This window comes from Kribbella aluminosa, assembly GCF_017876295.1.
GTDB classification, from domain to species: Bacteria; Actinomycetota; Actinomycetes; order Propionibacteriales; family Kribbellaceae; genus Kribbella; species Kribbella aluminosa.
Map to the genome: position 1 here is coordinate 3475292 of NZ_JAGINT010000002.1, position 21528 is coordinate 3496819.

The window sequence follows — 21528 nt, forward strand, 5'->3', positions numbered from 1 at the left end:
TCCGGCGTCGGTGCTCAGGGCAATGGCTCGGGCATCAGGCGTCGAAACTAAGAGTGTCGATCTGGTGACTTATCGTACGGACCCGATCAAGCGCCGAACAGCGATCCGGCACAAATCGTTGCTCTGGGCGCCGAAGATGACGATCCTTCAGCCGCGCGTAGACTCGCCGCATGGAGCTGGAACTGGCCGGGAAGACCGCGGTGGTCACCGGAGCGAGCAAGGGCATCGGGCTGGCCTGCGTCGAGGCGCTGGCGCGCGAGGGCGTCGACGTGGTCGGCCTCTCCCGGGACGCCGGCAACCTGGCGAAGGCACAGGAGGCGCTGGCCGCGAAGGGGCTGAGCTTCCGGGTCGAGGCGGTCGATCTGACCGACGCCGGCGCGACCCGGGCCGCCTTCGAGCGGATCGGCGTACCGGACATCCTGATCAACTGCGCCGGCGCGGCCAGGCGGACGCCGGTCGACGAGCTGGACAGTACGGCGCTGCACGCCGCGATGGACGCCAAGTACTTCACGTACATGCACGCCACCGAGGCCGTGATCCGTGGGATGGCCGCGCGCGGCAGCGGCGCGGTCGTGAACGTCGTCGGCCAGGGCGGCCGCGCGGCGAACCCGCTGCACATCGGCGGCGGCGCGGCGAACGCGGCGCTGATGCTCGCCTCGGTCGGTTACGCGAAGGCGTATGCGGGCCAAGGCGTCCGGGTGAACGTGATCAACCCCGGTACGACGCGCACCGGCCGCGTCGACGAGGGCCTCGAGGCCGCCGTCCGCGCCACCGGCAAGCCGAAGGACGAGCTGCTCCAGGAGCTGGTCCGCGACATCCCGATGGGCCGCGTCGGCGAGCCCGAAGAGGTCGCCGACGTCGCACTCTTCCTGGCCTCCCCACGGGCGAGCTACGTAACCGCCTCGATCATCACGATGGACGGCGCCACCACCGCCGCCATCTGACGGGACGCGGGACCGGCCCTGGTGGTGCCGGTCCCGCGCGATCGGGGGGTTAGGTGGTGTCTGGCAGACACGACCTAGACGGTGATCCAGTCGATGTCGGCGATGTAGCCGTTCGGGTTGCTGATCTTGATGGAGTTGGAGCCGGCGGTCAGGTTCATCGGCAGGTAGGTGACCTGGGGCGTGCCCCAGTCGTTGTCGCCGAGGCCGCTGTAGTTGACCCAGTAGTTGCCGGATCCGTTGACCGTCAGCATGCTCTGCCGGCTGGTGTCGCCGTCGGTGTAGGCGATCTTCACCAGGTACGTACCGGTCTTCGGCACCGTGATTCCGTTCAGCGTCACCGTCGACCCGTACCCGATGTTGCCGATCTTCGCGCCGCCCGAGCAGAGCGTGCAGCCCGCGACGCTCGCATCGCCCGTCCGGGTACTGGTCGGCGCCTCCGCCTCGTACCGCACCGGTCCGCCCGCCGCCGGGGTCAGCATGGTCACCGGCGCACTGGCCTTGGAGGAGTTACCACCCTTCACGGTGAACGAGTACTGGGTCTGCGGCGACAGGCCGCTCACCACAGCAGTCGTACCCGAGCTGACGGCGACCTGCTTGCCGTTGGCAAACACCTTGTACGACGTCGCGCCGGCACTCGGCCGCCAGCTGAGGGACACCGTCGTACTGCCGACGTCAGTCGCGGTCAGGTTGGCCGGGATACGTCCGCCGTTCGGCCAGATCTTGTAGAGCTTCGAGCCGTGCGCGGGCAGCTCGGCGCTGACCGACCCGGAGACGTTGCGGGTGTTCCGGTCCGCCCAGACGTCGCGGACCGTGGCCTTGCCGTCGATGCCGAGCCGGTCGAAGTCGCCGGTCACCGTGGCGGGGGAGTCGGCCAGGTTGAACAGGGCGACCGTCGTACTGCCGTCGGCGTTCTGTGCGTACCAGACCTGCTGCAGCTGGTCCTGGTTCAGCGGGCGGGCCGGCGTACCGGACTGGTCGATCGCGATCACCTCGCGGTTCGTCAGCAGCTTCAGGCCGTACGCGTCCAGCTTGGTCAGGTCGTCACCGGCGAACAGCGGCGCCGAGTTGATCGCCCAGAACGTCATGTAGGACTGGCGTTCCGCGTCGGTCAGGCCGTCCATCGTGCCGACGCCGACGTTCAGCGCGTCGAGGTTGTTCCAGTGCCCCGGGCCGGCGTCGTCGATCCACTGCGAGACGTCCCACCAGCGCTGCTTCACCGAGCTGTCCCACTTGACGATCGTGTCGCAGTAGCACTCGACGTCGGTGTCGATCCGCCAGCCGTTCGAGTTCGCCTTCCAGACGTCGGCGTACCGGTGGCTGAGCGACCACGACAGGGTGTAGAGCATCGGCCGGCCGGCGTTCTGGACCGCGCGCGACCAGGCCTCGACGTCCGCCGTGTTGTTGTGGTTCGGGTCGTCCGGGGCGCCCTTCCACGAGCCCGGTCCGACGCCGTCCATCTTGATGAAGTCCACGCCCCAGGACGCGAACAGCTTCGCGATCGAGTCCGCGTACTTCTGCGCGCACGGGCTCGCGTAGTCGATCTTGTACGCCGCGTCCCATCCGTTCGTCTTCCGCAGGTCCGGGTAGACGATGTCGCGGGTGAAGCACCTGGGCGCGTCGTAGATCGGCGTGTTGCCGTCCCGGTACACGTCCGTACCGAGACCGACGGTGGTGTAGATCCCGAACTTCAGGCCGAGCTTGTGGAGGTCGTCGCCGACCGCCTTCATCCCGCGCGGGAAGCGCTTCGCCATCGCGACCGGACGGCCGTACTCGTCGCCGCCGTCCTGCCAGCCGGCGTCGACGTTGACGTATTCGTATCCGTACGGCTTGAGCTTGGTGGCCAGGGCGTTCGCCTGGATGAGGATGTTCTTCTCGCTGATGAAGCTGCCCGGGCCGTCGGGGTTGACGCCCGGGTAGTTGGTGGACTGCAGGCTCCAGCTGCTCCAGCCCAGGTAGGGCTTGGCTGCCGGCTGCGGGTAGATGAGTTTCTGGTCCTTGGCCGCGTCGGCCGGGGCGGTTGCGGCCGCTGCCGTCACCAGAGCGACGGCGGCCAGCAGAAGCGAAGTACGGCGTCTCGAATGCATGGGAGCTTCCTCCGGGGGAGGAGTGAGCGGACCCGGCCGAGCCTAGGGCCGTTTAATTTACGGAGTCAAGTATTCAGGTGCCGTGACTTGCTGTGACACGACTGCCATCGAACCTTGATCAACTTCGGTACCCCTCCAGGTCGTCGTACCAGCAGCAGGCCGGCTCGTGAGGATGCCGGCCGGATGCACGAGGGGGTTCCATCATCGTGAACAGAAGAAGGCTCGGCCGGACGGCGATCGCCGCGGCCGGGGCGGCCGGACTGGTCGCACTCGCAGCACTCGCAACAGGCGGCGCATCGGCGGCCACTGCATCCGGTACGGCGGCGCGCCCGGCGCTGAAGCTGGTCGCCGGGAGCATCGACGTGACGCTGGACAACTCGCCGGACTACGGCGTCGACCTCGACCTCGGGACGCACATGGTGGCCGGCAACGCGCCGGTGGAGATGCGGGCCACGCGCGCGTCGTACGCCTCGCAGGTGGTCGCGACGCAGTACGCCAACGGCAAGCCGGTCCGGCAGTTGCCGAAGGGGCTGGTCACGGACTTCTCCGGGCTGGGGAAGTTTCTGCACGTCACGGTCACCGACGCGAGCGGCAAGAAGGTGCTCGACAAGGACCAGACCGTCTGCCTGAACGGCGACGGCTCCCGGACCCGCCCGGACGCGCCGGCGACCTCGCCGTACCCGGGCGACTGTGCGGCGAACCCGTTCACCCAGGGCGCGGTGTGGGGCCTGCAGACCGGGTGGTCGGTGCACACCTACAGCGGTGACGCCGGTCCGGTACAGCTTGCCGTCGGCAAGTACAAGGCGGTCGTCACGGTGAACAAGGCGTACCGGGACTTCTTCAAGATCCCGGCGAGCGACGCCGCGGTGAAGCTGAACCTGACCATCCAGAAGGCGCAGAGCTGTGTCCGCGGCTGCTTCGGGACCAAGCAGCTGAAGGCGAAGTCGGTTGCGCCGAAGCCGAACGCCGCACGTCCGACGGGCAAGGCTGGGGTGCCGAAGGGGCCGAAGCCGGACCTCCGGGCCGTGCCTGCCTGGGGGATCGACGTCGCGCCGGGCGACGCGGGGACGCCGGACGCGAACAAGGACTTCCTGCAGTTCTCGGCGACCGTGTGGAACGCAGGTCCGTCGCCGTTGGTGCTGGACGGTTTCCGCCGCCAGGGCAAGGATCTGATGGACGCGTACCAGTACTTCTACGACGCGCACGGCAAGCAGGTCGGCTACCAGACCACCGGCACTCTGGAGTGGGACGGCCGTCCCGGCCACAACCACTGGCACTTCACCGACTTCGCGCGCTACAGCCTGCTGAACGCGAAGCAGACCGAGGTGGTGCGCAGCCAGAAGGAGGCGTTCTGCCTGGCCGCGACCGACGCGATCGACTACACGGTGAAGAACGCGAACTGGCACCCCTACAACACCGACCTGCACACCGCGTGCGGCGACCACAGCTCGCTCTCGGTCCGTGAGGTCCTGGACGTCGGCAACGGGGACACGTACGTCCAGAGCCTGCCCGGCCAGTCCTTCGACATCACCAACCTGGCGAACGGCACGTACTACGTCCAGGTGACCGCCAACCCGGAGCACCGGCTGTACGAGTCCAGCACCACCAACAACGTTGCCCTGCGCAAGGTCATCATCGGAGGCACGTTGCACCACCGCACCGTCAAGGTGCCCCCGGTCGGCGTCATCAACATCCCCTGATGCCGCCGTAGCCGGTCCGCTGATTCCTGGCGACCGGCGCTCGCGCCCCCGGCCATGATCCAGCCGGGGGCGCGAGTCGTTCTCAGCCTGCTCCAAGCAACGCGCCCCTATCTTTCGAAAGACACAAGGGAGGGCCGATGCGCCGAGGTTTCATCGCTGTCGTCGGGTCGTTGTCGATGATTGTGCTGGCGGGGTGTCAGGGCACACTTCGGGGCACACTTCAGGGCACACCTGCGCAGTCCGCGGACACCTCCATCCAGGTACCGCATGCGAAGCTGCGATCCGGTTCGGTGAACTGGGTCATCAAGGACTATCAGCTCGCCGGGCCGGCCGACCTCGCCGGCTACACCGATCACGTCAGCGTCCGCAGCGGCGAGCCGTTCAAGCTCTACGTCTCCTCGTCCGACGGCAGCTTCAGCGTCCACGCCTTCCGGCTCGGCTGGTACGGCGGAACCGGCGCGCGCCGGGTCTGGACCTCCCCCGTCGTACCGGGTGTGAAGCAGGGCCGCGCCGACGCTCAACCGCCTCCGCATGGTGACGACGAATTGGCGGCCGTCGCTCACGGTCCCGACCACAGGCTGGGTGCCGGGCGCGTACCTGCTGTTGCTGCGTGCCGCGAACGGCAAGGAGAAGTACGTGCCGATGGTGGTGCGTTCGGACTCGGCACGTAACGCGGTACTGATCGTCGATGCGGTCAACACCGAGGAGGCCTACAACGCGTGGGGTGGTTACTCGCTCTACCACGGGCCGCACGAGCAGCACGCCACCCGTTCGCTCGCGGTGACGTTCGACCGGCCGTACGACCTGAGTGGTGCGCGCGGGCTGATGAACTTCACGGCGCCGGTGATCCAGGAGGCGGAGCAGAGCGGCGTACGGCTGGCGTATGCGACCAGTGCGGACCTCGAGGCCGACCCGGGTCTGCTCGCCGGGGCGCGCGGGATCGTGTTCGGCGGGCACGACGAGTACTGGACGCTCGGGATGCGGAACGCCGTGACGAAGGCGCGCGACCACGGGACGAACCTGGCGTTCCTCGGCGCGAACTCCGTGTTCTGGCGGGTACGGTACGCGCCGAGCGGGCTCGGGCCGCGACGGGTGATGATCGGGTACAAGGACGCGAGCCTCGACCCGTTGAAGAACCAGCCGGGTACGACGGTGCGCTGGCGGAGTGCGCCGTACCCGGATCCGGAGAACAGCCTGACCGGCATGCTGTACGAGTGCTTCCCGGCGGTCGGGGCGTTCACCGTCCGCGACCCGGGGTTCTTCCTGTTCGCGGGCACCCGCGTCCGAGCGGGTACGGCGTACCCGGGGCTGATCGGTGACGAGGCGGACCGGGCCTACCCGATTCCCGGTACGCCGGCGAACCTGCAGGTGGTGGCGCACTCGCGGACGACCTGCGGGCGGCTGCACACGTACTCGGACGCGTCGTACTACACCGTGCCGTCCGGGGCCGGGGTGTTCGCCACCGGGTCGATCGAATGGGTCCGGGCGCTGGCGGGGCCGGACGCGAAGGCGGGCGTCGGACCGGCGGGGGTGGCTTTCGCGCGGGCCGTTACCCTGAACGTGTTCCGCTCGTTGGCAGGAGGACCGATGGGACGCAAGCATCCGGCCTCCGCGGACTTCGCGCGGTTGCACGAGTCACCGTCGACCACCAGTGGAACAGGCGGGCCGATCGGGAAGCCCGCCTCCCCGAAGGAGTTGCGATCCAAGGCGTGAAGCGCGGAGTACAACGGGGGTTGATGCTGGCTGCGGCAGTGCTCGTCCTGGCTGCCGGATGCAAGTCCGCTGCTCCGCAAGTGAAGAGCAACGGGGCGACACCGACGCCTTCGGTGGTGCCTTCGGTGACGTCTTCGGTGGCGCCGGGCGTCAGTGCGGTGGCGGAGAACTCGAAGGCCGGGACGACGGCCTGGAAGATCGACACCCAGCGGATCGCCGGGCCGATGGAGCTGGCCGGGTACGCCGATCACGTGAGCGTCCGCAGCGGGCAGTCCTTCCGGCTGTTCGTGACGTCGACCGCCGGGGCATTCACCGTGCGCGCGTTCCGGATCGGGTGGTACGGCGGGAGCGGCGGGCGGCTGGTCTGGACCTCGCCGTCCGTCCCGGGGCGTGCGCAGCCCGCGCCGACCGTACGGCCGTCCGATCACATGGTCAGCACGAAATGGGCGCCGTCGTTGACGGTGCCGACGACCGGATGGCCGGCCGGGGCGTACCTGTTACTGATGACGGCGGCGAACGGCAAGCAGAAGTACGTGCCGATCACGGTCCGCTCGGAGGCGACGCGCGATGCGGTCGTGGTCGTCGACGCGGTGAACACCTACCAGGCGTACAACCAGTGGGGTGGGTACTCCCTCTACAACGGGCCTGACAACTCGTTCGGGTCGCGCGCGCATCGCGTTACGTTCGACCGGCCGTACGAGGGGAACGGCGCGAAGACGCTGGTGCAGTCCGAGCTGCCGTTGATCCAGCTGGCTGAGCAGAGCGGCGTACGGCTCGCGTACCTGACCAGTGTCGACCTGGCGACCGATCCGAACGCGCTCGCCGGGGCTCGCGGGATGGTGTCGCTCGGGCACGACGAGTACTGGACCGTGGCGATGCGGGACGCCGTCACCAAGGCGCGGGACACCGGGACGAACGTCGCGTTCCTCGGCGCGAACGCCGAGTACTGGCGGGTGCGCTACGAGCCCAGCCCGCTCGGCGCGAACCGGGTCGTCGTCGGGTACAAGGACGCGAACCTCGATCCGGTGAAGAACCGACCGGACACCACCGCGAAGTGGCGGAGCAAGCCGTACCCGCGGCCGGAGAACTCGCTGACCGGGATGCTGTACGAGTGCTTCCCGGCCGTCGGGTCGTTCACCGTCCGCGATCCCGGGTTCTTCCTGTACGCCGGAACCGGCGCGGTCAAGGGCTCGAAGTACCCTGGGCTGCCCGCGACCGAGGTGGACCGGGCGTACCCGATCGCCGGTACGCCGAAGAACCTGCAGGTGGTGGCGCATTCGCCGGTGTCCTGCGGTCCGTCGATCCACACGTTCTCCGACGCGACGTACTACACGGTGCCGTCCGGCGCCGGGGTGTTCGCCGTGGGCTCGATGAACTGGGTCCCGTCCCTGCACGGCCCGAACTCGAAACACGCGCTGACGGCCCGGGAGGTCGCCTTCGCCCGCACCGTGACCCGGAACCTGATCCGCGGCATGGCGGCGGGTCCCCTCGGCCGCACCCACCCCGCCGTAGGAGACCTGGCCACCCTGGGCGCCCCGGCCTCCACCTCCACAGGCTCCGGCGGCTCTGTCGGCTGACCCTTCCAGCACAGCCCCCGCTGACTTTGAGCACCCACCAACCAGAAATCGTGGCGTAGAACGGTTGGTGGGTTCTCAAGGTTGGGCCCGGGGCAGGGCGCGGTGTGGAAGGCAGCGCGGCCCTGCCCCGGGAGTTCAGTGGTGTTGTGGGCGACGGCGGGTGCGTGCGGGGCGGAGGTGTGAGTCCGTGCGGGCGTGCTGCCTCCGGCCGAGGGTGAACGGGCGGGACGTGCGCGGCAGTGGTGGGCTCGTCGGGCTCGACAGGTGGATCTCGGACTGCTCGAGGTTGAGGCGGATCGGGACCTGGTGCCACGGAGACCGAGTACGAACGAGGACCAGGCGGAACTGGCCGTCCCGCCGCAGGCGCAGACCGATGGCGACGGTCGCGACTGCCGGGACCAATCCGGCGAGCAGCAGTGCCGAGCGAGCACCGAAGTGCTGAGCGAGGAACCCGACCGTCGGTCCACCGATCGCGCCGCCGCCGATGAAGACCAGGTTGTAGATCCCGGACACCCGCCCGCGCAGACCGTCCGGCGTGGTCAGCTGCACCATCGACTGCGCCGCGGTCAGGAACATCAGTGTCGCCATCCCCATCGACGCGAGCACCGGGATGAACGTCCACAGCGACGGCTGGATCGCCGCCAGTACCTCGGTGACCGTCAGCAGGCACGCGATCCCGATCAGGTTCCGCAAGCGGGTCGGCCGCACCCGCCGCGCCGAGAGCAAAGCCCCGGCCAGTGCCCCGAACGCGACCACCGAGTTCAGTACGCCGTACCCCGAAGCGCCGGTGTGGAACACCCGGTCGGCGAACGCGGTCAGCGTCACCGGCAGACTGATGCAGAACATCCCGTAGATCCCGACCAGCGCGATCGCCCACCGCACAGCCGTGTCGTGGAACGCGTACCGTACGCCGTCCCGCAGCCCGTCCCGGATCCGCATCCCGGCGCTCGCCTTCCGGGCGGCGTGGAACCCGGGCATCTCGCTCTCCCGCATCCGCAGCAGCGCGCTGATCGACGCGAAGAACGTCAGCCCGTTCAGCGCGAACGCCCAGCCGGCCCCGATCGTGCCGAGCAGTACGCCGCCCAGCGCCGGGCCGATCAGGCTGCCGAGCTGGAACGTCGACGAGACCATGCTGATCGCGTTCCGGACCGTGTCCCGGGGGACCAGCTCGGTGACGAACGACTGCCTCGTAGGATTGTCGACAGCGGTCGCGAGACCGAGGACGAACGCCATCGTGTAGACGTGCCAGACCTGGACGCTGCCGGTGAAGGCGGTCAGCGCGAGGACGCCGGCACAGGTCCCCATCGTGATCTGCGTGACCAGCAGGATCTTCCGCTTCGGGAAGCGGTCCGCGATCACGCCGCCGTACAGGCCGAGGACCAGCGTGGGGAGGAACTGCAGCGCGGTCGTGATGCCGACCGCGGTGGCGCTGCCGGTGAGCGTGAGCACCAGCCAGTCCTGGGCGATGCGCTGGATCCAGCCGCCGGTGGAGCTGACCAGCAGCCCGCTGACCAGGAGGCGGAAGTTGCGGACCCGCAGTGCGCTGAAGGTCTCCTTGAATCCGGGGCGGCGCGCCTGCGTCTCCCGGAGCTTGGTCGAGTCGGTGGGGCGGTGGAGGTGGAAGTCGGTGGACGGGACAGAACCGGTGGCCCGGGTGGTCAAGAGCGATCCCTACGCGTGGACTGGTCAGGGGAGGACACGTCCATCCTCACGGTTCACTACTGGATTCCCCCAGCGAATTACTCCTATTAGTCTTATAGCAAGCCGTAATGGGAGGTATATCGATGTACGACCCGGATCAGTTGCGCACGTTCCTGGCGGTCGCGCAGTCGCTGAGCTTCACGCAGGCGGCGGAGCGGCTGGGTATCCGGCAGCCGACGGTCAGCCAGCACGTACGCAAACTCGAGACGGCGGTCGGGCGGCCGCTGTTCGTCCGTGACACCCGTACTGTCACGCTGACTGCGGACGGCGAGGCGATGGCCGGCTTCGCGCGGACCATCCTGGCCGCCCACGAGGAGGCCGCCGGGTACTTCACCGGCTCCGAGCTCCGCGGCCGGCTGCGGTTCGGCGTCACCGACGACCTGGCGCTGACGCCGCTGCCGAAGATCCTCCGCGACTTCCGCCAGCTGTACCCGCGGATCGACCTGGAGTTGACCGTCGCGCAGAGCCCGAACCTGCTCCGCCGGGTCGAGTCCGGGCACCTCGACCTCGCCTACGTGAAGCACGGCGGCGGTGGCTACGAACCGAACGGACGGCTGGTACGCCGGGACTCGCTCGTCTGGGGCGGGATCTCGGGCACCCGGATCGCGCCGGACGGGCCGGTGCCGCTGGTCACGTACCAGGCGCCGTCGCTGAGCCGGTCGCTCGGTGTGCAGGCGATCGAGCAGGCCGGCCGGACCTGCCGGATCACCTGCATCGTCCGCGGCGTGAACGGCGTACTGGCGGCGGTCCGGGCCGGGCTCGGGATCGCGATCTTCGCCCGGTCGCTGATGCCCGCGGACCTGGTCGAGCCGCCGCCGAGCGCCGGGCTCCCGGAGCTGCCGCCGATCGACCTGGTCCTGATCACGAACCCGCGCGCGGCCAAGGAACCGGCCGAGGCTTTGACGGCGGCCATCCTGGGCAGCAACGCCCCTCTCAAGCCGGACACCACCTAGCCCACGCCCGGCTTCTCCACCAGGAGCAGGAGCACGACGGCGGTGGGTCGTCGGAGGAGCGTGTACCTGTCGCTGAAGGTCAGACGAGCGCGTGCCCGCGCAGTACGAGCGAAACGATGCTCACGGCAGCGATCGCGATCGTGACCAGGAACGGCGCGTTCCGCCACAGCAGGATGACCACGAGGAGCGCGGCAACGACCGCGAGCGCGACCCAGCCGACCACACCGATGGCGCCGGCCGGGGCGATCACCAGCAGCGCGGTGGCCGCCGCGAGCGGGAGCGGCGCGACCAGCCGGGCGTACCGGCCGAGCCGCTGCGGCCAGCCGCGAACTCCGGTGGCGAGGTCGTCGGCGAGATCCGGTACGACGTTTGCCAGGTGGGCACCGATCCCGAGCAGGGCACCGGCCGCGGTCGCCCACCACGGGGCCCACACCCGCGCGGTGCCGAGCGTCACGAACGAGGGCAGTCCGCCGAACGCGACGGCGTACGGGAGCCAGGAGATCACGGTCGACTTCAGGCCCAGGTTGTACGCCCAGGCGCAGGCGACGAACCCGAGATGAACCAGTCCGGCCGCGAATCCGTTCGCGAGAGAGACGGGGACGGTGATCACCAGCATGACGCCTGCACCGACCGCCAGCGTCCGGCGACTCACCAGTCCACGCACCACGGGCTTGTCCCGGCGGTTCACAATGGTGTCGCGGGCGGCATCTATCGCGTCGTTGCTCCAGCCGATCGAGAGGTGGCCGGTGAGGATCGTTGCTGCGACCAGGAGACACCCGGCCGGACTTCGCCCGGTCGACCACGCGACGGCCGTGACCAGCGCGGTGACGGCGACGGTCGGCCCCGGGTGGCACGCGAGAGCCAGACCTTTGACTACGGTCCTCACCGACGTAACGATGCCACGATGACCCGGATCGCAGCGGTCCGCCCCGCGCTGCCGCCGTACCGGTATCGGCAGTCAACCCTGACCGAGGCCTTCGCCGCGATGTGCCTCCCGGACGGGCGCGGTACGGCATTGTTGCGCCGGCTGCACGCGAACGCGGGCGTGTCGTACCGGCATCTCGCGCTGCCGCTGGAGCAGTACGCCGTACTCGACGACTTCGGCGCCGCCAACGACGCGTGGATCGCGACCGCCGTGGACCTCGGCGCGGAGGCCGTCGCAGGCGCGGTGAAGGACGCGGGGCTGACGCTGGACGACGTCGACGTACTGATGTTCACGACGGTGACCGGGGTGGCGGCGCCGTCGATCGACGCCCGGGTGGCGTTGCGGCTCGGGCTCCGGGAGGACGTGAAGCGGCTGCCGTTGTTCGGGCTGGGGTGCGTCGGGGGAGCGGCCGGGATCGCGCGGTTGCACGACTACCTGACCGCCTGGCCGTCGCACGTCGCCGTGCTGCTGTCCGTGGAGTTGTGCTCGTTGACGTTGCAGCGCGACGACGCCTCGCTGCCGAACCTGGTCGGCGGGGCGCTGTTCGGGGACGGCGCGGCGGCGGTGGTCCTGACCGGGTCCGACCATCCGGCCGCGGCGGGGCCGTCGGTGGTGGCGACGCGTTCGCGGCTGTACCCCGACTCGGAGCGGGTGATGGGGTGGGACGTCGGCGCGGGCGGTTTCCGGATCGTGCTCGGGGCGGACGTACCGGAGGTGGTCCGGACCTACCTGGGCGAGGACGTACGCGGGTTCCTCGGCGACTACGGGTTGAGCGTCGCGGACATCGGTACGTGGGTGAGCCATCCGGGCGGGCCGAAGGTACTCGAGGCGGTCGAGGAGACGCTGGAGCTGGCACCCGGGGCGCTGGAGCTGACGTGGAAGTCGCTCGATGCCGTGGGCAACTTGTCGTCGTCCTCGGTGCTGCATGTCCTCGGTGACACGATGCGCCTGGGTCCGTCCGGGCCTGGGATGCTGCTGGCGATGGGTCCTGGTTTCTGTTCCGAGCTCGTGTTGATGGAGTGGTGATGTACGGCTGGTACGTCGGATTGGTGCTGCTCGTCGCCGTTGAGCGCGTGGCAGAGCTCGTGGTGTCACTGCGGAACGCGCGCTGGAGCTTCGCCCGGGGCGGGGTGGAGGCGGGGCGGGGGCATTACCCGTTCATGGTCGCGTTGCACACGTTGTTGCTGGCGGCATGCTTGGTGGAGGCGGCACATCGCACGTTCGTGCCGTGGCTCGGGTGGACGATGTTCGCGGTGGTGCTGCTGGCGCAGGGGCTGCGGTGGTGGTGCATCACCGTGCTCGGGCATCAGTGGAACACGCGCGTGATCGTCGTACCGGGGTTGAAGCTGGTTGCCCGCGGCCCGTACCGCTGGTTGCGTCACCCGAACTACGTAGCCGTCGTAGCGGAAGGCATCGCGCTACCGCTCGTCCACACCGCGTGGCTCACCGCCCTGATCTTCACCGTGCTGAACATCCCCCTCCTGGCCGTCCGCATCCGCACAGAGGAAGCCGCGCTCAAGTCCACCCTGGTCCCGTGACCGGCCCCGAGCCACCTCGCCCGGACGTCGACCTGCTGGTGGCCGGCGCGGGGCCTGCCGGTGCGGCGACGGCCATCCGCGCGGCCCTCGCCGGGCTGTCGGTCGTGGTCGTCGAGCCCCGAACCACCCCGATCGACAAAGCCTGCGGCGAAGGCATCGCCCACAGCGCCGTCGCCTACCTCACCCGCCTGGGCGTAGACCTCCCCGGCCGCCCGTTCCACGGCATCCGCTACCTGGACAGCACCCACTCGGTAGACGCCAGATTCACCCGAGGCCCCGGCCTAGGAGTACGCCGTACCACGCTCCAAGCAGCCCTCATGTCCCGCCTGACCGCCCTCAACATCCCCGTCCTCCCCACCCGAGTGGGCCTGATCACCCAAACCCCCACCACAGTCACCGCCGCCGGCCTGACCGCCCACTACCTAGCCGCCGCCGACGGCCTCCACTCCCCAACCCGCCGCCAACTCGGCGTCTGTGCAGGTAAGCCAGGTGAGGTACGGCGCGGACTGCGGCAGCACTTCTCCGTTGCGCCCTGGACGGACCTGGTGGAGGTCTACTGGTCGCGGCTGGGGGAGGCGTACGTGACCCCCGTGGCAGACGACCTCGTGGGTGTCGCCGTGCTCACCTCCGCGCGCGGCACCTTCGACTCGCACCTGGACGCGTTCCCCGCGCTGAAACGCCGTCTCCGCAACGCCCGACCAGCAACGGCCGTCCTCGGCGCCGGCCCCCTCCGCCAACACGTCCGCTCCCGCACCGCCGGCCGCGTACTACTGGTAGGCGACGCCGCCGGGTACGTCGACGCGCTCACCGGCGAAGGCATCGCAGTAGCCCTCCGCACCTCCGCCGAACTGGTCGACTGCATCCGCGCCGACCGCCCCCAGGACTACGACGCCGCCTACCGCCGCGTCTCCTGGGAGTGCCGCCTGCTCACCGCATCGTTGCTCTGGGCCCGCAACCGCCGCCTGCTCGCCCCACACATCGTGCCGGCCGCCGCCCGCCTCCCAGCCGTCTACCGGACCATCGTCAACCGGTTGTCCTAGGCAACGTGCGGACATGCCGAAGGCCCGGCGGTCGCTCAGACAATCGCCGGGCCTACGGGTGGGCCGAGCCTCCTGGTGAAAGGTTCGGACCGGCAACCTTTCCGGCCTCCTGGTGAAAGGCCGGACCGGCTGACAAGGAAGACTCTGTCAGCCGGATGTTGCCCAGCAGTTGCCGGAATGTGAAGCCTTGTTACACAGCCCTGTGGCGAACATCTCAGTGCCCGTTCAATGCTCGGTCCGTACGGCGGCAATCTGCAACTGCAAGGCCAGCCGCTCCCGCGGATCCGAGAGATCCAGCTCCGCAATCTCCCCGATCCGCTTCATCCGATGCCGCAATGTATTCGTGTGCAGGTGCAGCTCCCGCGCCGCCCGCTGCGGCTGCCCCGGAAACTCCAGCCACGCCTGCAACGTCTCGACATACCCCGTGTCGTGCTCGATGTCGTGCCGCAGCAACGTCGCCAGCGGACCATCCATCTTGGTGGTATCAAGCGACGTCACCGCCCGATGCACGGTCAGCACGTGCCACGCCTCTTCCACCCGCAACGCCGGCCCCGGCGCGACCCCTCGCCGTACCAGGCCCAGCAACTCAACCGCCTCAGCACGTGAACTCGGCAAATCCGCCGGCCCCCGCGCAGGCCCTCCCGCAGCGGCATACGTTCCAGGCGAGTCGACCACCAGCTTCTGCAGCCAGTTCCACGACCCAGGCCCGTCCGCGTCCGTGACAACCGCCAGCACGGTCCCGTCCAGATCAGCCAGCTGCGGCTCACTCCACCCGTGCCGACGCCCTGTCGACTCCCAGAGGTCCAGCTGCTGCGGTACGTCGTACCCGTCCGGGGACCCCAGCGCCACCACCCGCCACGGCTGTCGCGGCAGCCGTACGTCGACCGGGTTGTCCGGCGAGAACTGCCGCAGCACCGTCCGCAGCCGGTCAATCGCGCTCCTGCGCGCTACGTCGGCCTGTGCCCGCAGCCGCAGGAGGTGCAACGCCAGCACCGACGCGGCATTGCTGAGCTCAGTAGTGACCGCCTCACTCACCGGACCGTCCACAACAGCCCAGATAGACCCCAGCCACTCACCACCAGCCCGCACAGGTACGACGAGCCGCGGGCGGATCCCGTTAGGCCCGTCAGGTACCAAGAACGGCTCACTGGACCGTGCCAGCCGCCGAAAGATGCCCCGGGCCCGGAAATGCGCGATGACCTCCTGCGGCACCCGACGGCCGACAATCGTGGACACCCGGGTCGGGTCGGTGAAGTCCTGCCCGGACGAGTACGCCAGTACGCGCGACTGGTTGTCCTCGATCGTCACAGGTGCGTCGACGATCGCAGCAGCCGCGTCAGCCAGTGCGAACAGCTCCTGGTGTACGCCGGCATCACCAGCGGTAGGGGAGTCCGGTGCGGCGGCTCTGTCGAGCACGCCACGCAGCAGCCACACCACGTGTGCCCAGGTGACGCTCGGCTGCAGTGCTACCAGTGCCATGGCCTCCCGCTCCGCCGCGGCGACAACAGCCGGCTCGTGCGCCAACGCCGTACGCAGAACCACTCCTGACGCGTGCCCGGCCGCACAGCGCTCAACGAGCTCCACGGCGTCCTCTGCGTCGCGTAGACCGAGTCCCAGCACCAGGTCGCCCGGCTGGCCGGTCGCAGGCTCCTGCGGGTCGGCCAGGAACACGTCCCGTACCTCGCTGTCGCCCTTGCCGGGTACCACGACCTCGAACAGCGCTGGGCCGACGGCGACGATCAGATCGGACGAGGAGATCATGAAGGTATTGTGCGGGTTATTGTGCGATGAGCACAGTCATTCGTACCGCTAATGGTGTGATCGCACCATGACAGGTGCTGGTTGCGGCCGCACCATCGATACATGACCACAGCTGGTTCCACTCACCTCGTCCCGGATCGCGTCGCCGTCGTCGGCGCGGGCATGGTCGGCCTGGCGACCGCCTGGTTCCTCCAGGAGGCCGGCGTCGAGGTGACCGTGCTCGACCGTGAGGGCGTCGCCGCCGGCGCGTCCTGGGGCAACGCCGGCTGGCTGACCCCGGGCCTGGCCACGCCGCTGCCGGAACCGGCGGTCCTCAAGTACGGCGTCCGTGCGGTGCTGAGCCCTGCCTCACCGGTGTATGTCCCGCCGACCGCGAGCCCGCGGCTCCTCAAGTTCCTCACCCGCTTCGCTCGCAACAGCACCGCCGGACGCTGGAAGACCGCGATGGACGCGCTGGTCCCGATCAACCGGCAGTCGCTGGCCGCGTTCGACTTCCTGGCCGACGCCGGTGTCCAGGCGCAGACCCACGAGGCCAAGTCGTTCCTGGCCGCGTACCGGACGGTCGAGGAGCGCAAGGTGCTGCTCGAGGAGATCGAGCAGATCCACGCCGCCGGCCAGGGCATCGAGTTCGAGGCGATCAGCGGCGACGACGCCCGCGAGATCGAGCCCTCGCTGTCCGACGCGATCGGCGCCGCGATCCGGCTGCACGGTCAGCGCTTCATCAACCCGGGCGAGTACGTGAACCTGCTCGCCGACTCGGTGCTGGCCCGCGGCGGCCAGATCATCAGCGGCGTGGTGGTGAAGGACATCGTCGACGAGATCCGCGGCGTCCGGCTGATCACCGCCGACGGCGAGACCGACCCGTTCGACGCGGTCGTGATGGCGACCGGCGCGTGGCTGACCGACCTCGCGCGGCAGTTCGGCGTCCGGACCGTCGTACAGGCGGGTCGTGGGTACAGCTTCAGCGTGCCGATGGCGCACGTACCGGCCGGCCCGGTGTACTTCCCGGCGCAGCGGATCGCCTGCACGCCGCTCGGCGACCGGCTCCGGGTGGCCGGGATGATGGAGTTCCGCAAGCCCGAGGCGAAGCTCGACCCGCGCCGGATCGACGCGATCGTCGACGCCGCCCGGCCGCTGCTGCGGGACGCCGACCTGGACGCGCGGACCTTCGAGTGGGTCGGCCCGCGGCCCTGCACGCCCGACGGCCTGCCGCTGATCGGTGCGACCGCCTCGCCGCGGGTGTTCGCCGCCGGTGGGCACGGCATGTGGGGTATCACGCTCGGCCCGATCACCGGCCGGCTCCTGGCCGAAACCATCACCACCGGCCGTACTCCGGAGGAGCTGCGCCCCTTCAACCCACTGCGTTGACTGCCTGGAGGGGTCCCAACGACGTGGCCCCTCCGTCCTGCTGACCGTCACCTCGAGCAGCCTCGGTGAGCCTCGTCAGGGCAGCGCCTCATCTGCCCACACCTCCACCGGCCACCACACCGCCGCTCCGGTCAGCCCCAAGAGCGGGCCCTGGCGACTTTCTCCTGCCCAGGGCCCGCTCTTTCTCTTTCTGCCGGTGACCCATGCGATCGTTCCGGCAGGCCCAACACCCCGCGCTGGCCGAGGTCCGCAGCCTGGAGCTCGTGTGTCTGCTGGAGCTGGTGACGTTCTACCGGCGCTGGGCTTCACGGACCAGGTCTGATGCGGCGTACCGGGGGATGTGTGCCTGACCGGCTGACGTGTTGCCGAGTGGGGGAGGGGCGGGCAGGATCGGCTGAACGTGCCGGCGACGTACGGAGGCTCTTGGCTGATGAACGGAACGTCTGCTCCTGAACCGCCTGGGTGGGCGGTGAAGGCCCGGCCGGTGGTGGATGTCGCGGGGCGGATCCTGTGTCTGGTGCTCGGCGGCGCGCTGGTGGTCGCCGGTCTCGTCGGGCTGTTCACCGGCGTCGGCGAAGGGCACTGGTGACGGTCCTCGCGGCCGGCCTGCTGCTGATCGTCATGCCGTCGATCGTCGACCGGATCCGCACGCTGAAGCTCGGGCAGTTCGAGGTGGACCTACTGCGTCAGATGGCAGCGTCCGCGAAGAAGACCGCCGACACCCTCGAGCGGCTCGGCATGCGCCAGGAGCTCTCGGCGTACGCGACCATCTACACCGAGCTCCGCGAGTCCGACCTGACCGCACTCCGCGGCCAGATCCTCGATCAGATCCTGCAACGGGTCGCGAACGCTGCCGCCGTGGAGAAGTTCGACAAGGACGAGGTCGCCGACCTGTTCCGGACCGGCTCACCCCCGAGGAGCGCCACCAGCTGCTGGCGGCCCTCGACCACAACCCGCAGCTGCAGGTAGGCCCGGACCGGATCGCCATGGCACAACAGATCCGGGAGCTCGGTGCGAACTCCCGGATCGGTTGAAGTGCCTCAGTGCGTGTGCGGCTCGGCCCCGTGCTCCGCCTCGTGGGCGGCGACCTGCGCCTTGACCTCGTCCATGTCGACCGCACGCAGCTGGCCGATCAGGTCCTCCAGGCTGGCCGCCGGCAGCGCACCGGCCTGCGAGTACAGGACGACGCCGTCGCGAACCGCCATCAAGGTCGGGATGGAGCTGATCTGGAAGGCCTGCGCCAGCTCACCCTGCGCCTCGGTGTCGACCTTGCCGAACGTGATGTCCGCGTGCTGCTCGGACGACTTCTCGAACACCGGTCCGAACATCTTGCACGGGCCACACCACTCGGCCCAGAAATCCACCAGCACGAGACCGTCGCCACCGACCACCTCGTTGAAGTTGTCCTGGGTCAGCTCGACCGTTGCCACTACGACCTCCGAAAGTAGATGAGTACGCCGTAGTCAACACCGATCGCCCCGCGACTTGTTCCCGCCCCCCGGCGCCGGGCGCACGCCGATCTCGTACGGCGTACGACCTGACCGGAATGCGGAGTCTCGAATGTGACCTGGGCCACGTTGTCAGCCGTTTGTCAGATCGGCATGTCCACGAAAGGTGACGCGTAGTCCTGCACCTCGCCGAGGATCGAGGCGGCGGCCTCCGGGGTCAGCTCGGCGCGCTCGCGCTCCGCGACGATCATCTGCCGCAGCAACCGGGTCTCGCCGGCGGTCGCCAGGCCGGTGATCTCCGGGTGGCCGTTCAGCAGCCAGGCGGTGGCGGCGGTGATGTAGCGCTGCTCGTCGAACGGCCGGTACCAGGTGTCGTACGCCTTCTGCTCGCCGTCGGCCCAGTTCCGCCGGGCGATCATCTTGATCGTCATCAGCGCCGCGTCGGACGCCTTCACAGCCTCGACCAGGGCCGCGTAGTCGGCGGCGTACCGCGGATCCGTCGACAGCTTGTAGTTCAGCGGTGTCAGCACGCTGTCGAAGTCGAACCGGCGCAGGCCCTCGGTGTGCACCGACGGTGCCTGCGCGGTATGGCCGGTGATCCCGATGGCGCGCACCATGCCCTCGTCCTTGGCCCGGATCGCGGCCTCGAGCGAGCCGCCCTTGCCGGTGACCAGATCGAGGTTCTCCAGGTCGCAGACCGCGTGCATCTGGATGAGGTCCACGTGATCGGTCTGCAGCCGCTCGAGCGACCGGTTGATCTCGCTCCAGGCCTCCTCGAAGGTCCGTCGGCCGGTCTTGGTGGCGAGGAAGATCCGGTCCCGGATCTCCGGCATCCGGGGGCCGAGGCGGAGCTCGGCCTCGCCGTAGTCCGCGGCCACGTCGAAGTGGTTGAGACCGGCGTCGAGAGCTTCCTGGATCGAGGCGTCGGCGCGGTCCTGGTCGACGCCGCCGAGGGAGGCTGCGCCGTAGATGAGTACCGAGCTCTGGTGGCCGAGTCTGCCCAGCCGGCGAGTTTCCATCCTGGTCCTCCAGGGGGTAGCAGGGAACACAGTCGACCTTATGCCCGGACAGGCTGTCGGCAAGCGGTTGTCCACAGCCGACTTTGACCCCCCCCTCCACGGGAGAGTTTTCCACAGCCGAGTCGCCGGATCGGTTACTATCTGTGATCATATGGTGCGTTCTTCTACCATGGTGTTCGCACGGATTTTCGAACCTGTCCGCGGCGTGTGGCATGGTGTGCGCTGCCCGGCCGACCCGAGCGGGCATGAGAGAGGAGCTATGACGACGGTACCGAAGGTGTCACGCTTGGCCGGTATGAGCCAGGGTGAGGGTGGCACTGCCCGCATGTGGGGTAACAGTATGGCTGCGGGGAGCGATGGACCATCCGGATCCTGGTCTCGGGTCTCCCGGAGGACGGTTGCGTGCCGTATTCTCCCGGCTACTGTCCGCGTAACTGCTGTCTGAGGGGCGGGTAGGGATGAGTTGGTGGCGAACGTTGCTCAATCTGCCGCCAAAAGGTGAGCACTGGTCGGACCAGCGCCGGGCGAAGAAACCCGGCAAGGGCCGCCCGCAGAGTACCGCGCCGGAGTGGTGGGCCCACCCCGGCGGGCCGGTGTCCCCTACCCCTCGGCAGGCACAGGGGGTGGCCGCGCAGTACTCCGCTCCGCAGAACCAGACCCCACAGACCTCAGGTCCGCCGAACGGTGGCGTCATGGCACCTCCCCGGCGCCCGGGCGGCAGGACGCCGGACGCCGGGCCGCAGGAGCCGGGACCGCGTCCGCCCGAGCGTTTGAAACAGCGTTCCCCGCACGGTGCACACGCCGCACCCGGCGCCCCGGCCCGCGAGGTCCTGGCACCGGGACAGACCCCGTGGTCGACCGAGCCCGAGTCGTCGTTCTCCACCTGGGCGCGACGGTTCTTCCGCGGCCTCGTGGTCGTCGTACTGCTGCTGGCCGCGATCAGCGGGATCCGCTCCTGGATCTCCCCGAACCGGACGCCCCAGACGGTGGTCAGCAGTCAGAGCACCTTCCCGGCCGACGAGGCCCGCGCGGTCGCGACCCGGTACGCCGTGGCCTACCTGACGTGGGACGAGAACAACCCCGACGCCCGCCCGGCCCAGGTCGGACTCGACCTCGCGTCCGGGCTGGACACCGGTGCCGGCTGGAACGGCCGCGGCAAGCAGACCGCCGACGTCGCGTACCCGGGGCAGGTCACGCCGGATCCGAACGGCCTCACCGCCGCGGTCGACGTCCGGGTCCGGGTGCACACGTTCACCCGGCAGGGCAGCAACGCGTTCACTGCCGGCCCGGTCGTCTGGGACCGGTTGTCGGTGCCGGTCGTGCGGACCCCGGCCCGGGTGGTGGTCAGCGGGCCGCCCACGTTCGTACCGGACGAGCGCGCGCCGCTGCCGGCCAACATGCCGGGCGCCGGCAAGCCGGACGACGACCTGACCGCGGCGACCGAGAAGGACGCGGAGGCGTTCTTCGCTGCGTACGCCGAGTCGGACAACAAGGTGTCCGCGGTGACCGCGCCCGGCTCGACCATCCGCAGCCTGAACGGTGCGGTGAAGTTCGGCCAACTCAAGGATTGGCAGGTGTACGCCGGTAACGACGACGTGCGGCAGGCGACCGCGGCCGTCACCTGGAACGGGGTGGGCGATACCACGCTGGACCAGACGTACACGCTCACGCTGAGGCGTACTGTCGCCACGGACGGAGCACAGCGATGGCAAGTGGCTGCCGTCGGATGAATCCAGCGACTGGCCATCGGATGACCG

At 69.4% G+C, this 21528-nt stretch carries 20 protein-coding genes; 14 read left to right on the forward strand and 6 right to left on the reverse strand.

Translation table 11 applies throughout. The features are described from left to right. Positions 1-170: 170 nt before the first annotated feature. Positions 171-944 carry an SDR family NAD(P)-dependent oxidoreductase gene (locus tag JOF29_RS37790; protein ID WP_209699121.1) on the forward strand — a complete coding sequence of 258 codons (774 nt, stop codon included), beginning with the start codon at positions 171-173 and terminating at the stop codon, positions 942-944. Between the two features lie 74 nt (positions 945-1018). Here the strand turns inward: JOF29_RS37790 and JOF29_RS37795 are convergent, their stop codons facing one another. Next, complete coding sequence (locus JOF29_RS37795) at positions 1019-3028, reverse strand: fibronectin type III domain-containing protein (RefSeq protein ID WP_209699122.1); 2010 nt, start codon at positions 3026-3028, stop codon at positions 1019-1021. A gap of 206 nt (positions 3029-3234) precedes the next feature. On the opposite strand from JOF29_RS37795, the gene JOF29_RS37800 reads away from it, so the two are divergent. From JOF29_RS37800 to JOF29_RS37815, 4 genes are all read left to right on the forward strand, one after another. After that, a complete protein-coding gene (locus tag JOF29_RS37800; protein ID WP_307863895.1) occupies positions 3235-4728 on the forward strand; it encodes a lysyl oxidase family protein in 1494 nt (497 codons plus the stop codon). Between the two features lie 137 nt (positions 4729-4865). Further along, the gene (locus JOF29_RS37805; RefSeq protein WP_209699123.1) at positions 4866-5399 is read left to right on the forward strand and encodes a hypothetical protein; all 534 of its coding nucleotides are present in this window, start codon (positions 4866-4868) and stop codon (positions 5397-5399) included. Beyond that, positions 5311-6441, forward strand: a complete 1131-nt coding sequence (locus tag JOF29_RS37810; protein ID WP_209699124.1) for a N,N-dimethylformamidase beta subunit family domain-containing protein — start codon at positions 5311-5313, stop codon at positions 6439-6441. The genes JOF29_RS37805 and JOF29_RS37810 overlap by 89 nt, the downstream gene beginning before the upstream one ends. Before the next feature lie 125 nt (positions 6442-6566). Beyond that, positions 6567-8018 (forward strand): N,N-dimethylformamidase beta subunit family domain-containing protein, encoded by a 1452-nt coding sequence (locus tag JOF29_RS37815; protein WP_209699125.1) that lies wholly within the window; start codon positions 6567-6569, stop codon positions 8016-8018. Positions 8019-8153: 135 nt separating this feature from the next. On the opposite strand, the gene JOF29_RS37820 is transcribed toward JOF29_RS37815, so the two are convergent. After that, the gene (locus JOF29_RS37820) at positions 8154-9680 is read right to left on the reverse strand and encodes an MFS transporter (RefSeq protein ID WP_209699126.1); all 1527 of its coding nucleotides are present in this window, start codon (positions 9678-9680) and stop codon (positions 8154-8156) included. A 122-nt stretch (positions 9681-9802) separates the two neighbouring features. Between JOF29_RS37820 and JOF29_RS37825 the strand changes: the two genes are divergently transcribed. Beyond that, positions 9803-10672 (forward strand): LysR family transcriptional regulator, encoded by an 870-nt coding sequence (locus tag JOF29_RS37825; protein ID WP_245359834.1) that lies wholly within the window; start codon positions 9803-9805, stop codon positions 10670-10672. A 79-nt stretch (positions 10673-10751) separates the two neighbouring features. Here the strand turns inward: JOF29_RS37825 and JOF29_RS37830 are convergent, their stop codons facing one another. Beyond that, entirely contained in the window at positions 10752-11558 is an 807-nt protein-coding gene (locus tag JOF29_RS37830) for a UbiA family prenyltransferase (protein ID WP_307863896.1), read from the reverse strand. A gap of 18 nt (positions 11559-11576) precedes the next feature. Between JOF29_RS37830 and JOF29_RS37835 the strand changes: the two genes are divergently transcribed. From JOF29_RS37835 to JOF29_RS37845, 3 genes are read left to right on the forward strand one after another with little or no spacing between them, the layout of a single operon-like run. Further along, entirely contained in the window at positions 11577-12623 is a 1047-nt protein-coding gene (locus JOF29_RS37835) for a type III polyketide synthase (protein WP_209699128.1), read from the forward strand. Continuing rightward, complete coding sequence (locus JOF29_RS37840; protein ID WP_209699129.1) at positions 12623-13135, forward strand: isoprenylcysteine carboxyl methyltransferase family protein; 513 nt, start codon at positions 12623-12625, stop codon at positions 13133-13135. Before JOF29_RS37835 ends, JOF29_RS37840 begins: the two co-directional genes overlap by 1 nt. Then, positions 13132-14175: an NAD(P)/FAD-dependent oxidoreductase gene (locus JOF29_RS37845; RefSeq protein WP_209699130.1), complete on the forward strand. Its 1044-nt coding sequence runs from the start codon at positions 13132-13134 to the stop codon at positions 14173-14175. Before JOF29_RS37840 ends, JOF29_RS37845 begins: the two co-directional genes overlap by 4 nt. A gap of 225 nt (positions 14176-14400) precedes the next feature. On the opposite strand, the gene JOF29_RS37850 is transcribed toward JOF29_RS37845, so the two are convergent. Beyond that, on the reverse strand, positions 14401-15936 hold the full coding sequence (locus JOF29_RS37850; RefSeq protein WP_209699131.1) for a PucR family transcriptional regulator: 1536 nt from the start codon (positions 15934-15936) through the stop codon (positions 14401-14403). A gap of 102 nt (positions 15937-16038) precedes the next feature. Between JOF29_RS37850 and JOF29_RS37855 the strand changes: the two genes are divergently transcribed. From JOF29_RS37855 to JOF29_RS37870, 4 genes are all read left to right on the forward strand, one after another. Then, positions 16039-17304: an NAD(P)/FAD-dependent oxidoreductase gene (locus JOF29_RS37855; protein ID WP_209699132.1), complete on the forward strand. Its 1266-nt coding sequence runs from the start codon at positions 16039-16041 to the stop codon at positions 17302-17304. A 203-nt stretch (positions 17305-17507) separates the two neighbouring features. Continuing rightward, positions 17508-17654, forward strand: a complete 147-nt coding sequence (locus JOF29_RS37860; RefSeq protein WP_209699133.1) for a hypothetical protein — start codon at positions 17508-17510, stop codon at positions 17652-17654. An 80-nt stretch (positions 17655-17734) separates the two neighbouring features. Then, entirely contained in the window at positions 17735-17893 is a 159-nt protein-coding gene (locus tag JOF29_RS37865) for a hypothetical protein (protein ID WP_209699134.1), read from the forward strand. Then, complete coding sequence (locus JOF29_RS37870; protein WP_209699135.1) at positions 17890-18273, forward strand: hypothetical protein; 384 nt, start codon at positions 17890-17892, stop codon at positions 18271-18273. Before JOF29_RS37865 ends, JOF29_RS37870 begins: the two co-directional genes overlap by 4 nt. Before the next feature lie 71 nt (positions 18274-18344). Here JOF29_RS37870 and trxA read toward each other — a convergent pair whose 3' ends face one another. Both trxA and JOF29_RS37880 read right to left on the reverse strand, forming a co-directional pair. Continuing rightward, complete coding sequence (gene trxA, locus JOF29_RS37875) at positions 18345-18734, reverse strand: thioredoxin (RefSeq protein ID WP_209699136.1); 390 nt, start codon at positions 18732-18734, stop codon at positions 18345-18347. Positions 18735-18895: 161 nt separating this feature from the next. Then, on the reverse strand, positions 18896-19771 hold the full coding sequence (locus JOF29_RS37880) for an aldo/keto reductase (protein ID WP_209699137.1): 876 nt from the start codon (positions 19769-19771) through the stop codon (positions 18896-18898). 692 nt (positions 19772-20463) lie between these two features. On the opposite strand from JOF29_RS37880, the gene JOF29_RS37885 reads away from it, so the two are divergent. After that, positions 20464-21501, forward strand: a complete 1038-nt coding sequence (locus JOF29_RS37885; protein ID WP_209699138.1) for a conjugal transfer protein — start codon at positions 20464-20466, stop codon at positions 21499-21501. Positions 21502-21528: the final 27 nt, after the last annotated feature.

Excerpts from the sequence above, each read along its gene's own strand:
- JOF29_RS37825 (WP_245359834.1), top strand. The coding sequence starts at position 9,803 with ATGTACGACCCGGATCAGTTGCGCACGTTCCTGGCGGTCGCGCAGTCG.
- JOF29_RS37865 (WP_209699134.1), top strand. The coding sequence starts at position 17,735 with ATGAACGGAACGTCTGCTCCTGAACCGCCTGGGTGGGCGGTGAAGGCC.
- JOF29_RS37835 (WP_209699128.1), top strand. The coding sequence starts at position 11,577 with ATGACCCGGATCGCAGCGGTCCGCCCCGCGCTGCCGCCGTACCGGTAT.
- JOF29_RS37805 (WP_209699123.1), top strand. The coding sequence starts at position 4,866 with ATGCGCCGAGGTTTCATCGCTGTCGTCGGGTCGTTGTCGATGATTGTG.
- JOF29_RS37855 (WP_209699132.1), top strand. The coding sequence starts at position 16,039 with ATGACCACAGCTGGTTCCACTCACCTCGTCCCGGATCGCGTCGCCGTC.
- JOF29_RS37885 (WP_209699138.1), top strand. The coding sequence starts at position 20,464 with ATGGCACCTCCCCGGCGCCCGGGCGGCAGGACGCCGGACGCCGGGCCG.
- JOF29_RS37795 (WP_209699122.1), bottom strand. The coding sequence starts at position 3,028 with ATGCATTCGAGACGCCGTACTTCGCTTCTGCTGGCCGCCGTCGCTCTG.
- JOF29_RS37860 (WP_209699133.1), top strand. The coding sequence starts at position 17,508 with ATGCGATCGTTCCGGCAGGCCCAACACCCCGCGCTGGCCGAGGTCCGC.
- JOF29_RS37790 (WP_209699121.1), top strand. The coding sequence starts at position 171 with ATGGAGCTGGAACTGGCCGGGAAGACCGCGGTGGTCACCGGAGCGAGC.
- JOF29_RS37850 (WP_209699131.1), bottom strand. The coding sequence starts at position 15,936 with ATGATCTCCTCGTCCGATCTGATCGTCGCCGTCGGCCCAGCGCTGTTC.
- JOF29_RS37840 (WP_209699129.1), top strand. The coding sequence starts at position 12,623 with ATGTACGGCTGGTACGTCGGATTGGTGCTGCTCGTCGCCGTTGAGCGC.
- JOF29_RS37880 (WP_209699137.1), bottom strand. The coding sequence starts at position 19,771 with ATGGAAACTCGCCGGCTGGGCAGACTCGGCCACCAGAGCTCGGTACTC.